The organism is bacterium, assembly GCA_020444065.1.
Taxonomy (GTDB): domain Bacteria; phylum Sumerlaeota; class Sumerlaeia; order SLMS01; family JAHLLQ01; genus JAHLLQ01.
Window position 1 is genome coordinate 501,085 of record JAHLLQ010000001.1, and the last position, 14,309, is coordinate 515,393.

Sequence of the window (14,309 nt, forward strand, 5' to 3'; positions counted from 1 at the left end):
GTCCCTGATTGTGATTCAAATTTTCGGGATCGAGCATTCTGCGTAGATGGAGCCAAGACATGGCGAACGAGTTTCCCGATGGGTTCCCTTCGGACCCGCTGGCATCTCACACGACGCGTCCCGCCGGGGCGTACGCGACTTCCGATCCGACACAGGATCTGCCGCCACGGACGATCCTGCGGTGGATGATGCGCGCCTGCGAGGAAGACACACACGAGGGAGAGCCCGATCCCGGACAGGCCCCTGTGGGGTACGAGTTGCTGTCCCAAATTGCCGGGGGCGGAATGGGAGAGGTCTGGGAGGCCATTCAGGTTTCACTCGGACGAGTCGTCGCCGTGAAGATGATCCGTCGGGACCTTCTGAAGAAGGACCGTTTAGAGCCAAGGGCGCTGCGACGTCGCCAGATCGACTTCCAGCGCGAAGCGATCGTCTCTGCCCGTCTGGAGCACCCGAACATCCTGCCGGTGCACGACTTCGGTGTGGATGACGATGGGAATCCGCTCCTTGCAATGAAACGCATCTACGGAACGCCCTGGAATCAACTGCTGCTTGAGGATTTTGCTGAGCTGTCGCCACAGGAATTCCTGGCGCGTCACATTCCGATCCTGATCGACGTTGCGCAGGGCGTGGCCTTTGCGCATTCGCGCGGTATCGTGCATCGAGACATCAAGCCAAGCCAGGTGATGGTCGGCGAGTTCGGCGAAGTGCTACTGACCGATTGGGGACTGGCGGTGGAAGTCACGCAGGTTTCGTCATCCGAGGTGCCTCGGGCCGGCGCCGCGACGCGAATGCCCACATTGCACACAGCGACGAATCCGTGTGGAACGGCCGTTCTGATGGCGCCGGAGCAGACAATGCAAACCACGGACGGAATCGGTTTCCACACGGACGTGTACTTATTGGCAGGGACGTTGTACTACTTGCTGACTGGGACCTACCCACATGCGGTTGGTGACAGCCGGCGTTCGTTCTGGCATGCGTCGATGGGAACGATCGATCCGCCAGAGGAACGTGCTCCCGGCCGATGGATTCCGCCGGAGTTGCGCGACCTGTGTTTGGGGGGCCTCGCGCCGGACGTATCGAAGAGACTGGACTCGGTCACGGACTTCATTGCGGGTCTAGAAGATTACCTGAGCGGCGCGACGCGGCGCCGCGAATCCACTGCGATCACCGATGAAGTCGAGCGGATGCTGAAGACTGCATCGGATGACTACTCGGTTTTCGGTGATTGCACGTCACGATTGCAGCAGGCCGGCGCCTTGTGGCCGGAGAATCCGCAGTTGCCGTCGCTGAAAACGCGTACACATGCGGGACACGGCCGCGCTGCGCTCGAGCGCGGCGATCTGGCGCTGGCGCGGATCCAGGCGGAGTTGCTGGACGCTGGAACGCAGCGCGATGAGTTGCTTGCCAAAGTACAAACCGCGGAAGCTCAAGCAATCCGGCAGCGGAAGAAGCTGCGGCGGGCGGTTGCCACGTCGTTCATTCTGTTGATCGTTTTGCTCAGCGGTTCTATCGCCGGCGGCTACACGTTCCGAAAGCAGCGGAACGCAGAGCAGCGACTGCGCGAGCAGGCGGAGGCTGCTCAGGCCGTAGCCGTTGAGCGAGCGCGGGCGTCGCAAGGCCTCGTGAACTTCATGCTGGAAGATCTCGGCGACTCGTTGCGCTCGGATGTTCCGCGCGATGCGGAACTGATCGGAAAGGTCGCAGATCGCGTGATGGAGCACTTCGACGAGATCGATACGTCCCGCGATTCGAGGGAGATTCGACTGGAGCACGCAGCAGGTTTGTTGCGCGTATCGCACGCAATCAGCCGGCTGGCCAAGTACGACGAAGCGATTCGACTCACGCAGCAATCGGCGGATATTCGCGAGAAGCTGCTGGGCAAGGAGACGATGGAGTGGGCAGATTCGATTGGCGAGGTCGGGCGCAATTACGACATGATGGGCGATACGGCGAGCGCGGAACCGATCCTGCGAGAGTCCATGCGGCTCCTGCGAGAGAATGCCCCCCGCGACAGCGAAGAATTCTACTCAGGCCTGATCCGTCTCGCGCGACTCGAGCGCGAACTGGCAGATTGGCCGAATGCGGAAAAGCTGTTCCTGGAGTCACTGGAAGTCGCACGCGAAGCGTCCGATGTTGCGCCGCGTCGGGAAGCTCTGGCGCTCGGTAACCTGGGAGGACTCTATCGCTTCCAGGGGCGGCGCGAGGAGGCGGAGGAGATGTTCCGCCAGTCCTTGGAGATAACGCAAAAACTCTATGGTCCGGAGAGCGAGGAAACAGGCTATCGCACGATGGACCTTGGGATCATTGCAAAGGATCGCGGCCGTCTGGATGAAGGCAGGGAATTGCTCGAGCACGCGGAGGTGATTCTCTCTCAGAAGCTCGGGCCGAATCATCCCGGAATCGTTCAGACGATTTCATCGCTGGGCGATATCGCTTACGTTACTGGCGATCTGGAGAAAGCGACTGGATACTACAATCGATGCATGACAATTCAGGAGAGCGTGTTCGGCCCCGACTACTACTACCTCGCTCCAACGCTGCAGGCCCTCGGGACGATCCACTTCCGCCAGGGCGACTACGAAGAGGCACGAGCGTGCCTCAATCGTGCGCTGGAGTTGCAGAACAAGGAGCACGGAGAGAACTCGGTGTACCACGTAGAGACACTGATGACGTTGGCGGCGCTGTACGATCAGAGCGGAAACAAGGACCTTACGGAAGAAACGTTCAAGCAAATCCTCTCGATTCTGGAGGAGAACTACTCCCCCGACCACCCGAATGTCGGCGTGACCAAAAGCAACCTTGCGCTGTTCTACTACCAGCAGGGGCGCTACAGCGAAGCCGATCCGTTGTACCGCCAAGCGCTGGCGAATTTGACAAAGGCCTACGGCGCCGCGCATCCATTCACGAGTCAGACCTGCAGGAGCACAGCGCTGAATCTCTACTACTGGGCGGACGAATCGGATCCGGAAAACGCTCCGGAACGCTGGCAAGTCCTGCAGCAGTTTATCGATGAGAATCGGGGAGGCCTGACGGAAGTCGTCGCCGATCGCTTCCAGGCCGAGGTCTGGATGGGCACAGGCGAACGGGAAAAGGCCTGCGAACTGGTCAATCGCCTTGTGCAGGAAAACGACGATCTCGGCGAAGCCATCCTGCGCCTCGCCGAGGAATGTGGAATTGGAGTGCCGCCGCCTGCCAGTGATGAGAACCTCTGATCATCGCTCCTCTGTTTGCACCATCCACGGGTAAGGTGGCAGCCAGACGGAGGACAGGCTGGTCGTCTGGTTTGGATGCGGCGTACTTTCGATCAGATTGTCATCGGCGTCGTAGCGATTCTCCGTGATGTCGTAGACGGCCTGGAGATTACCGCCCCAGTTGAGGGAATCTTGTCCAATCGTGAACTGGAAGGAACCGGCGGGATCCTCGTAAGTCAGTTCCGTCTGTCCTCCGTCGACGTCATCGCTGAAGGCCTCGAATCGATAGGTCTTGATCGGACCTGCAGTGTGGATGGTGTAGCCGCCGACATAGTCCTCACGCTTGCTGCTTACAGTCTGTGTGGCCGAGACGTTCAACGTGAAGTCGGCTGGTGTCTCTCCCAGCAGCCAGGCCTGGAACAACGTGCCATAGTTGTCGTAGTCAGTCGTCTTCACGCGCGCGAGGCCGGGGCCTTCGAGCGAATACGTGACATCGAAGGCGGCGGCAAACCCCTCATCGGTGCCAATGACGATCGTGCCACCGTTCTGGACATTGATGTTCTCCGGTCCATTCCAGACGCGATCGCGCGTTACGGCGATTTGCATGCGCAACGGGTTTTCGGAGCCGGGAGATTCGGAGAGCATGGAGACAAGGCTGACGATTCGCCAGCCCGGTTCGTTGAGGTAGGCCTGCTCCATGGGAACGTCGAGCTTGAGGCCGGCGTTCATTGGTTTTGTGGCACCCAACGGAGCCATGATGAATTCCGATGGGGTCGAAGTACCATAATGCGCGAAGGCGGAGAACTCGACGTTTGTGCCGGGAATTGTGGTCAGGCAATGGCTGATCTTCATGTCCGGTTCGAGCTTCTGATTGTCGAGCAAAGTGCTGAACAATGGCGAAGTCAGGAACTCGACATCAGGCATAATGAGCTGCGTATAGGGACCTTCGTTGATATCTGTGGGCAGGATCGATGTGGTATCGAATTCTCGGACTTTCAATCGCGGGGACAGGACACTGTTGGGTATTCTATAGAGCTCGTTGGATAGAAGAGCGGACGTATAGTCGTGCCACCAATCGGTGGCCGGCGCGCCGGCAGCGGTCTCGATGGCAACCAGCGTCTCTTTCTTCAGCTTGATGTTGTCCCAAAGGGTCTTTGGGAACGTCGTCTTGCCCTGTCCTTGCACCATGTAGCGCACAAGCGTGGCCAGGCCATAGCCATACTGGTCCGGGTCTGCCTTCACGCCGCCCTCGAAGGAGCGTTCGAAGGGCGCCATGAAGTTGTTATCGAGCAACGTTCGGGCCGCTTCGCCTGAGTCGAGGTTATACGTGCATTCCAACCAGATCGCGCACGCCTCGTCGGGCCATTCGGTGTCTTTCTTCCAATTCCAGGTCAGCGCAGATGCCGGCTTGTAATACTGGGCCGTAAATCGATGCATTGTCTCGTGCACTGCAGTCCGCGTGGAGGTGAGGAAGTTGCCCGGCGGGAGCGCCTGAGTGAGTCCATGGGAGTTCACTCCGATATAGTCATCATCCCGATCGTAATATCCCGCGTAGTTGATGCCTTCCAATACTTGGATGTTGATTTTGCCATCGATACCGCCGATGTCGAACTTGTAGATGTTCCTTAGTTGATCCCAGGCCCACTCGACGGCATCCAACATTTCGACGATGTCGCCTGTTTCGACTGATTGGTCAAACTGCACAAGAAAGTGGTCGCTTTCCATTTGAAAAACGTACTCCCCCAAGCCTATGTAGCGAGTCACTTTGCTGATCTGGTAGCCACCTCTGCCGACCTCGCGCGCAGGATCCTCCAAAGACGGCAGATCGAAAGTCAGCATTCCATCCTGAGTGGACACGGGCCGCAGAATCTTCCATGACATGACATCATCCCAGACCGAGGTCACATATCCCTCTCGCCCATACATCAGGACTGTGGAGTCCGGATTGTACGCCCCAATGGGGAAAGCCACCTGGAATGGCTGCGTATGAGTGACGGGTACGCCTTCCATGCGCACGATCGAATCGGCGATGGCGCCTGGCATCGGCATGGGTTCCTGGCCACGGTAGAATTCGATTTCCAGATACTCGCTCACGGCTCCAGCAGGAACGTTGACCACGAAGTCGTCCGTCACAAGAATCCCGCCATCCTCCGGCGTCACACTCAGAACATCGATCAGCGTAGGATCTGCAATACCGTGACCAGTCAAGTCCCGAGCGAGCAGAACGCGATCTGGATCACCGACTTTCCCATCACCGTTTAAATCGCCACGGCCGATGTCGTCTGGAATCGTTGTGTAGAAGAGTTGTCGCAATTCGACCGCATCGGCCGCGTCGACGAGATTGTCACGGTTGATATCGAATGGATGCGCAACGCCCGGCGGCATTACCAGAAGCGGTTCGCTCCATTCAGAAGCGGCCAGGCCTTCGTCGATTGCGCGGAGCCGGACGAAACTCGCCCGATCTGTCGGCACATGAAGAGCAATGGCCGCCGTCCCGGAACTGGCAGTCGGCCGCGCCATGAGAGGTTGACCGAAGGCAAACGCATCCGTCGACAAGTCTCCCCACCCGGGCATGGTGCCGAGGGCATACTGATAACCCAGTTGATCCGCCGGGGTGTAATCATCGGCCGGGGGAAGAAACTCAATCGCCAAGGCACCACTGCCCGTATCGAGAGATTGTAGGGCAACTTCCGGCGCGGCGGGTGCTTGATTGGGCAGATTCAGACGCTCCGGCTGAGCCGTCAGGTTTTCGTAGTAGTGCAACCCGGAATAGTGTTCCCACCAGTCAATCGAATCCGGGTTGAACACGCCGGCGACAACGAAGTCCAAGTCGCCGTCATCGTCGAAATCTGCCAACGCCACGTCCGCGTTCGTCAAATCTGCCGATTCACCGGCCACCGCAACCACGATGTCCGGCCCGCAGAGATAGGACTGCCGCGTGTTGTCTACATTCCGATAAAGGCCATTGTGCGGCTCGCCATTCCACTCCCCCGCCATCGCCACATCCGGGAGTCCGTCCAGATCGACATCGCCGAAGGCGAACTTATCCAACCCCGTGAATCCCCATACTGAAGAGGTGAAAGATGTACCGGATGAGTTCGTATGAAGCGTGTGCTCGCCATCGCTGTTCGTCGTGATGATGTCGACCCATCCGTCGCCGGTCACGTCTGCGACGGCCAACCCCTCAATGTCCTTGTAGTGCATCCCGCTGATTGACGCAATCTCCCGAAGCGGCACTTCCTCTCCGGCAAAACCAAAGATCCAAATCCCATAATCGTCCGCCTCGGTATGCATCGCCACGACGAGATCTTCCCATCCATCGCGATTGATGTCGGCAAATTCCATATGGGGCCACTGCTGGAAAGTGCCGGGAAGACGCCAGGAAGATTCCGTGAAGCTCCCGGAGCCGTCATTCCAGTAGAACCGCCATGTCGTCTCTGTCGGATGCGGAAGGTAGTAATCCGGTCGCCCGGTGATCGCGATGTCCATCGCGCCATCGTGATTCCAGTCCACGGCTCGAGCGGAAAGGGAAATCTCTACTCCCGAGAAGCGAGCGCCGGAATCCACAAACTGGCCGAACACCGTATCCCGATGATAAATGGCAAACTCCGTCCCTACTTTTAGAACCACGTCCAGAAAGCCATCCCGATTGAAGTCCGCCGCATCCACCAGCGCGATATCTCCGATTGGTAGATTCGTGTCGTAGAGATCGAACGTTCCGTCGCCATTGTTACGGCGTAATTCGATCTCGTACTGCGTATCGCCTCCGGTGGGATAGCACTCCACAAGATCTACGTCTCCATCTCGATCGAGGTCGCCGGCCTTTAGCGTATAGTCGCCGTACCCAAGAAACATCGGATGGCCATCACGCTTGTCCACATAGCGTTCCTCGAACAGACCCGCCTCCATGATCTGCAAAGCATCGGGGAACTCGGGGGGGCTGGCCAGCGGATTGAAATCAATGGTCGGCACCATGGTATCCTCGCATTTCCAAACGGATGCGCCGTCGTCCAACTGGACCTCGAAGGAACGAATCACCCCCACGCGTTGCCCCGCGCCGTAGATAATCGGGAGGTCCATGTCTGCGAAGGACAGATTGAAGTTGAGCGCACCGATCTCCGTGAACCGATCGATGGGCACAGGGATCGGACCATCCACACGGCGCATGCCCAACGCCTGGTCCAGCGACAGTGACCGATGCTCGTCCGGTCCGATATCCGAATCCCCAACATTGACACTCAGGATCAACTCGTCGGCATTTTCATGCACGTAGTCGACGATCGCATAATCACGACAGTCCACGGATGGACGATCTTCTTGCAGAATGATCGTGTCTGCCATCTGCGACTTGAAGAAATCGTAGCTGATCCAGATGAACCCGGCCGTTCCCATTTCCGGCAGTTCCACACCCCAGCCCGGGCCCCAGGAATTGACGGCCAGCAGAGCGCCGCTCTTCGGCACGCCACCATCCGTGTACGCCATGTCGTCGTCGTAACCGATCATTGTTATGGCATGCAGGCCACGATTCCCCGGACCTGCGTAAGCAAGGAAGACATTGTCGTCGATTCCCTCGCCGTAGTTCGGGTAGTAGTCAAAATTCGGTGATGCATAGATTTCGGAATAGACAATGTCGCCGCCGGCCAGTTGCTGCTTCACATTCGTCAACTGCTCCTCGGCTGTGGACGCTGCAGGCGACCAGTAGTGCTCCAGTCGATGACGTTGCATTTCGGCGAAGACTTCGGGCGGAGGAATGGAATCGGTGGAACTCCAATACGTATCGAACGTCTTCGCGCCGAAGACATACATCACGCTCAGGTAGTTGTTGAATCGAGAGAGGGAGTAGACATCGATCACGCGCTCCGGATGAGTGCTCGCGTCCGGATGAACCCAACCCTGCTCGCGAGCTTCCTGATACGTGCGGATGTAGTACGCCAACGCGAACCAGGCGCAGATGTTCTCATCGCCCTGGCTGCGCACAACCGGCAGGTGCTCGTGATTGATGACTCGCGCGGGCAGTTCGGCGCGTCGCAGCACGACGGGCTGGCGATTCTCATACAGATTCTCGCGATCTGCAGGGCCGAGATTGGGATGGAAATCCGCTGGGATCTCCGCCGCCGGTCCACCTCCTGCCAACACCCAAAATCCCAGGAGCAAGAACCAGAGATGACGCCGCATGAAAGGCACTCCCCTCGGCTGCCCGGGCGAGGCTGGAATTACGCTGGGGAAAAGGTGGAAAGACTCCGCCGCCCAAAATCAGCCTATTATGATCCCCATTGTCCGAATAATCTCAGGGCGAGGTCGATGAGTCAACCCGAGCAGGCATTTGTGCTCAAAAAACGCCCATCCGCGAATTAAGGCGGGCCAATGCGGCGCCCTCCGGGGCTTCCTCCTCCGCGCCCACCGGCACCGCCGCGATTCAGACCGCCCATCCTTCCGAAACTCTGCTGCTGGGCACCGAAACCAACGTTCATGCGTTGATTGCCCATCGTCATCTGCGACTGGAGTTGTTTGGCGGACAACTGATTCGAATTCCAGGCCATCCCGGAGCCGGACAGTGAAACGTCGCGGCCGTAGCCGAATCCGCCGATTCCAAATGAATCCACGTCCACACCAAAGGAGGCCGCTCCTCCATCTTCTGAAACCGAAGAGGAAAACGCTTCCAGTCCATTCGAAGAAGAGATACTCGACGCGTATTCCTCCGCCTTTGATTCCACTTCGCCACTCTTAACAGCCTCCTCGGCTTCGTCCGCGGATTCCTGGACTTCGTCGATGTTGGTATTCAGATCACTGAGGTTCTCGTTGTAATCCTCGAAGTTGCTATTAAAGTCATCCATCGTCTCGTTGTATTCATCGACGGACTCACTGAGCTCATCAATGGATTCGCTGGCACTATCGAGTGATTGGGATTCGACTTGGATTGGCTGTTGGGCGGAAAGGCCGCCCTGTGCGATTGGAACTGCGGCGGCGCCACTCGAGTTGAGACCCGATGGCAGTAGGTTGTTGTTGCGGCGACACTGATCAATGATCTGGTAAGTCTCGACCGGATGTTTCTCCGCAAAAAGCCCTGTCACCTGGGCCGCCAAAGGATTCTGCTGCAGCGTCTTGAACAGATCCGGATAGGTTGTGTAAAGATAGGATGCGGCTCGGTTGAATGATTCGTCCGTAGGATGCCTCTCCAATTTGACGAGCAACGGAGCGTAACGACACGCACAGAAAACGGCGTCCAGAACATCGTCGGGATAGGACGCGACCGAACACAGCAGATCGTTGCGCTGCTCTGCAGACATCTGGAGGACTATCTCCTCTGCCTGATTGGAGATAGCATCCTTCACGGGATTCTGTGGCAATGGCAACGGAGGCTGCGCCCAGAGATTCCCGCAAACGAACGCGTGCAAAAAGAGGATGGTCGGCCAAATGAGCGCCTTCTTCATGGCTCTTCCTTTGAGATCAGCATTTTGGATGATCAATGTCTATTCCGTCAGCAAAGCACTCGTCGAGGGGTTTCTTGTAAACGCATGTGTTGAGAGCGCTTGGCGCAGAAGGCGAAACGAGGGAAAGCTCTGTCTATGGTGGGCAAAGCTGGTACCCTGCACCGTCTCGTGAGGGGAGCCCGCAAAAGAAAATCGACATCATCTGAGAGAATTCTCTTCCGCAGTGTCCTTCCATGGGTAGACCATAGCGTTCGCAGAGGAGGAATCGATGGCGCGCGAGTCCAATGACAATGCCACCGAGCAACCAGTGCCGTCTGCTCGAGAGGCAACAGATTTTGCGGAACTGTTCGAGGTGTCCCGATCAACCGTCTGGACGATCTGCTACCGAGTTCTGCACGGCCGTGAATGCGAGGCCGAAGAGGCGTTCCAATCCACCTTCTCTCGGTTGTTGGATTCCTCGCGAAAGGGTGCCGTGACGCTCAGTGCCCGTGAGGAGACGCTTGTCGTCCTACGCCGCTACGCCTATTGCGAAGCGAACGCCTTGCGAAAGCGCCTCGCCGGACGGACGCGAAAGGAGTTGGTCGTGGGGGAACTTCCCGAGAGACAAGCGACTGGAGTCTCGCCACGCCTGGGGGCACAGCAAAACGAAGAGCGCGCGAAACTCGAAGGGCTGGTGGAGATGTTGCCGGAACGCTATCGCCTCCCTATCCTGCTGCACTATTTCCACGGCATGACGCATGCGCAGATCGGCGATGCGCTGGGGCGCCCCCTGAGCACCGTCTCCAATCAGATTGCTCGCGGGCTGAGGAAGCTGGAGCCTATGGCGCGACGAGCCGGATTCACCAGAAGCAGTGTGGCACTGGCTGTTGTGGCAGGAGGGGCGCAACTTCTCTCGCCTCCGAGCGCGAGTGCAGCGGAGACACACCAGGTCGCACACGTGGCTTGCACCGAAGGCAGCACGATCGGCGGCGCAAGTACTACGGTGGCGATATCCAAGGGTACCGTCGCCGCCATCATCTTTGGGGCCACGCTAATCCTCGTCGTTGCGGCCGGATTCACAGTCAAGAGCCAACTTGCGGCGAGTGGGGCCGCTCCGACTCCGTCAAGCACGCCCACTGCAGTCAGCCCGGCGCCTTCGAAGGACCTGCAGGCGACCAGTTCGGCCACAGCACCCACCCCGACTCCCTCAGAGGGCAATGCCTCCCCCCCCTCAAGAAGCTACTGAGTCGCCGCCTGAGTCACGGCCCGCTCCCCCAGTGGTCCCGGCAGATCGAGCGGTAGTCTTCGGACAAGTTCTGATGCCGGACGGCATGACGCCTGCCGAGGGTGCTGACGTACGCTACTGGCAGATGTTCGGTGAGCAACTCCATGAGACAACGGATTCTCAGGGGAAATTCTCCTTCATGACTGACATCTCATCTGTATGTTGTCTGTTTGCGGAGCACGCGGGTCTTCGTACCGGCAGTCTCGAGCGGGACTATTTCGAGCTCCATGTGGGCGAACGACATGGTCCGGTAAAGCTAATCTTGCAGGAAGGTACGCTGCTGACAGTTGCAGTCCTGGATGCCGAGACCCTTCAGCCAATCGCCGATGCAGATGTCCTTACCGATGTCGGGGATGAACGTCGGACAAACGAGGAAGGTCAGGCGCACTTCGAGGGGCTACCCTCGCGCGAATGGCAGGTTCAAGTATTGGCCAACGGCTATGCACTGAAGCGTATGACGGGTCGATTGATCGATGGAGAACCAATGACACTCGTGGCTGAAATGGAGCAGGGAGGCACACTCTATGGAAAAGTCACGGACTCCATGGGCAACCCCGTCCAGGCGGCAACAGTCGCGCAATATCACAACGGATCCTACGTGTTCATCAAAGCCACGCAAACCTCGACAGATCAGGACGGCAATTACCGCATCGGCAATCTGGCACTGGACACGACACTCCCGGTGATGATTACAGCGCATGGCTTCCGCGACTTGAGGTTGACCCAGGAGAATCTCCGACTGACTGAGAAAGAGCCAAAGAGACAGTTCGACGTTGTTCTCCAGCCCGAAGCGCTAGTCACAGGCAGGGTCCATTCGCCGGATCGGAAGCCGATAGTAGGCGCAGATGTTATTCTCAACTCCGGTTCGATGCATGAAATCAAAACACAGACGGATTACTCAGGGGAATTCCGATTCGAGAACGCTCAACTTGGGGAATTCGGGAGCGAAATCATGGCGATGGCCGATGGATATGCAGTAGCAATCGTGGATCTGAGAACGCCGGAAGATGCGGTTCAGGCGGAGCCTTTGGAAATCATTCTGGAGCAGGAGCATTGGGTAGGTGGACACGTCGAAGATCCGGATGATAATCCCGCGCAAGGTGTGTGGGTGATCCCTGTCCTTGAACGAGCATACGCCCGAACCCAACTGCTACCCTTGAAGGTGGAGACGGACGCCTCCGGCCGCTTCGAGGTTCACCAAATTCCATCTGATACCACGTTCAGTTTCATCGATTCCACCAACGAGCTGAGCATGAAGTTCGGTGTCGCGCTCAACCTGAACAGCAATGAGAATCGGGTGCGTCTTAATCGAACCGGAGCAATTCAGGGAAGTGCTGTCAGTGCCGAGGATGGCACCCCCATCGAGCGCTTCAACGTGAAGATTTCTCCGTCCAATGCTGGTGCCGGCGGGATTGAAGCATCGCGTATTCGGCGCGGCGTCGAATTCGATTCGCCGAGCGGGAAGTTCTTGCTCGGTGGACTCGATGCGGGCGAATTGTACGATTTGACAATCACACAGGAAGGTTGCCCGCCGGCGATATTCACGACTGTATTGGCAACAGAGGATCAGGCCGACGACACTGTGGATTACGCGGTATCCTGCGATAATCGACGTTATTCGGGGAAAGTACTCGATGAAGAGGGGAATCCCATCGGGGGAGCCGAAGTGCGCGGTTCGGCATTGGAGGTTCTGCGCTCTCGGATTAGTGATTCGCAACTCTGGGAGAATGGTACACTCGATCCACACCTTGGCATAATACTGCACCGTGAAGTAACGGCCACGAGTAACGATGGCGGGTTCACGTTGTCCGAAATGCCGCCGAATGCCCCAATCGATCTCAGCATTCGAGCCAGTGGATTTGCTGACAAGCGTGTGCAGGGGCTGGAGGACTTCTCCGATGAGGAGGCACAAGCCGTACGGGTGGCACTTGATCGTGAAGCTACGATCACCGGCCGAATCCTGGATCCTGAGATCGCCTCGAAGACTGAAGTCGGGCTTTGGAAATACAATGATGACGGGATAGTCGAGAGGATGGGAAATCTGCAGGGTGCTGAGTTCCGCTTTACGGGATTGGCGGCCGGCGAGTACCTGGTAAACGCGCAACCAATACGCCTTCCGGCTCCGGCGGGGGCTGCGGATCCGAGCAGGGCTGCACATCTCAGGGAGGCGAAGGCTGGTCGTTGGAATGGATCGCGAAGAGTCGAACTGGAAGCCGGCGAACAATATTTTATGGAAGTCGCAGGGCCAGACTCTCATCGTGTGTCTGGACGTGCCCTGGCCGGCAATGTTCCAATGAGCAATGCCAATATTGCGCTCCTACCGCCCGTCGAGGGTCTTGTTCGATACCATCTGACGAGAACAGATGGCGAAGGGCGATTCCTCTTTGAGCATGTCGATCCAGAATCTTATCAGCTTATTGCTCTTGGCGCCGAACCGGCGGAGTTTGGCCTTCTTCTCAACACCGCACCTCGGCTGCAGTTTGAACTCGGAACTACGGATATCGACCGCGATTTCATCTTTCCGCCCGTGGGATCGATTCGGGGGCGCCTGATCGGTCGAGGCGGCATTTCGACGTCATTCCTTTTTGTGCGGACCGATGCCCCGGTATCGGAAATGGCGAGGTTGGGTGTCGAACCGGAAGAGGATGGGTCATTCGAGGTAACCAGCGTCACTCCCGGGCCATATGAGTTGATCTCGTACGACGGGCAAACAGGAAATTCATGGCGCGTTCTGGAAGGGATCATGATGCCCGATCCGCCCCAGGATCTTGCCCTTGGGGATATCCCGCTGGGGGGACGCGGAGAGATCCGCATCCGGGTCGCAGATGATGAGACAAACAGGGCGGGTTTCGCAGTTGCGCAGGAAAGTGCCGATGATACCATACCACCGGTGGCGACGAGCGTCGGAGCAATCGAGGGATTGACCCTGGCAGGTCTTGAACCCGGCGAGTATCTCGTGTCGGCCGGTGGGAGTGGCTGGGTAAGCGCAGTACCAGCAAAGGCGATCGTTGAAGCAGGACGCACGTGCGAGGTATCCATGCGCCTCCGCGTAACCGCGCAGGTCATGCTCGTTGCCGAGCACTCTCGGGACTACCCTGTCCAACGTGTCGAAGTGACAGAGACAGGAGGCGGCAGGTCAGTTCCCGTCCAGCGGCTCCCCGATTGGGAGATCCTAAATCGAGCCTCCATGCTCCCTCGTCCAGCGGGGGCGTACATGAATCGCCTGGGCGTCGTGTTGATCGATCCGGATCAATCCGAGCATCATATTGAGATGTGGGCAGAAGATGGGCATCACTGGGAAATCTTCCTGGTTCCCCAACCAGGCGAGCGGATCTTCAAGACTGTCAGTAAAACAGAGATTCAGCCGGAGAATTAGCGAGTGCCCCCGGCCAGTCCGGGGGCTTTGTGTGATGATTTGAT

General features: G+C 57.9%; 5 protein-coding genes. 3 read left to right on the forward strand and 2 right to left on the reverse strand.

Annotation, left to right across the window (positions count from 1 at the left end; translation table 11 throughout):
• Nucleotides 1-59 precede the first annotated feature (59 nt).
• Nucleotides 60-3,215: a serine/threonine-protein kinase gene (locus tag KQI84_01900; protein ID MCB2153613.1), complete on the forward strand. Its 3,156-nt coding sequence runs from the start codon at nt 60-62 to the stop codon at nt 3,213-3,215.
• Here KQI84_01900 and KQI84_01905 read toward each other — a convergent pair whose 3' ends face one another.
• Complete coding sequence (locus KQI84_01905) at nt 3,216-8,369, reverse strand: VCBS repeat-containing protein (GenBank protein MCB2153614.1); 5,154 nt, start codon at nt 8,367-8,369, stop codon at nt 3,216-3,218. It lies immediately after the preceding gene.
• 176 nt (nt 8,370-8,545) lie between these two features.
• Complete coding sequence (locus tag KQI84_01910; protein ID MCB2153615.1) at nt 8,546-9,625, reverse strand: hypothetical protein; 1,080 nt, start codon at nt 9,623-9,625, stop codon at nt 8,546-8,548.
• Nucleotides 9,626-9,893: 268 nt separating this feature from the next.
• On the opposite strand from KQI84_01910, the gene KQI84_01915 reads away from it, so the two are divergent.
• Both KQI84_01915 and KQI84_01920 read left to right on the forward strand, forming a co-directional pair.
• Nucleotides 9,894-10,850: a sigma-70 family RNA polymerase sigma factor gene (locus KQI84_01915; protein ID MCB2153616.1), complete on the forward strand. Its 957-nt coding sequence runs from the start codon at nt 9,894-9,896 to the stop codon at nt 10,848-10,850.
• A 178-nt stretch (nt 10,851-11,028) separates the two neighbouring features.
• On the forward strand, nt 11,029-14,265 hold the full coding sequence (locus tag KQI84_01920; GenBank protein MCB2153617.1) for a carboxypeptidase-like regulatory domain-containing protein: 3,237 nt from the start codon (nt 11,029-11,031) through the stop codon (nt 14,263-14,265).
• Nucleotides 14,266-14,309 lie beyond the last annotated feature (44 nt).

Coding starts and splice junctions, on each gene's coding strand:
- KQI84_01910 (MCB2153615.1), bottom strand. CDS start 9,625: ATGAAGAAGGCGCTCATTTGGCCGACCATCCTCTTTTTGCACGCGTTC.
- KQI84_01915 (MCB2153616.1), top strand. CDS start 9,894: ATGGCGCGCGAGTCCAATGACAATGCCACCGAGCAACCAGTGCCGTCT.
- KQI84_01920 (MCB2153617.1), top strand. CDS start 11,029: ATGACTGACATCTCATCTGTATGTTGTCTGTTTGCGGAGCACGCGGGT.
- KQI84_01905 (MCB2153614.1), bottom strand. CDS start 8,369: ATGCGGCGTCATCTCTGGTTCTTGCTCCTGGGATTTTGGGTGTTGGCA.
- KQI84_01900 (MCB2153613.1), top strand. CDS start 60: ATGGCGAACGAGTTTCCCGATGGGTTCCCTTCGGACCCGCTGGCATCT.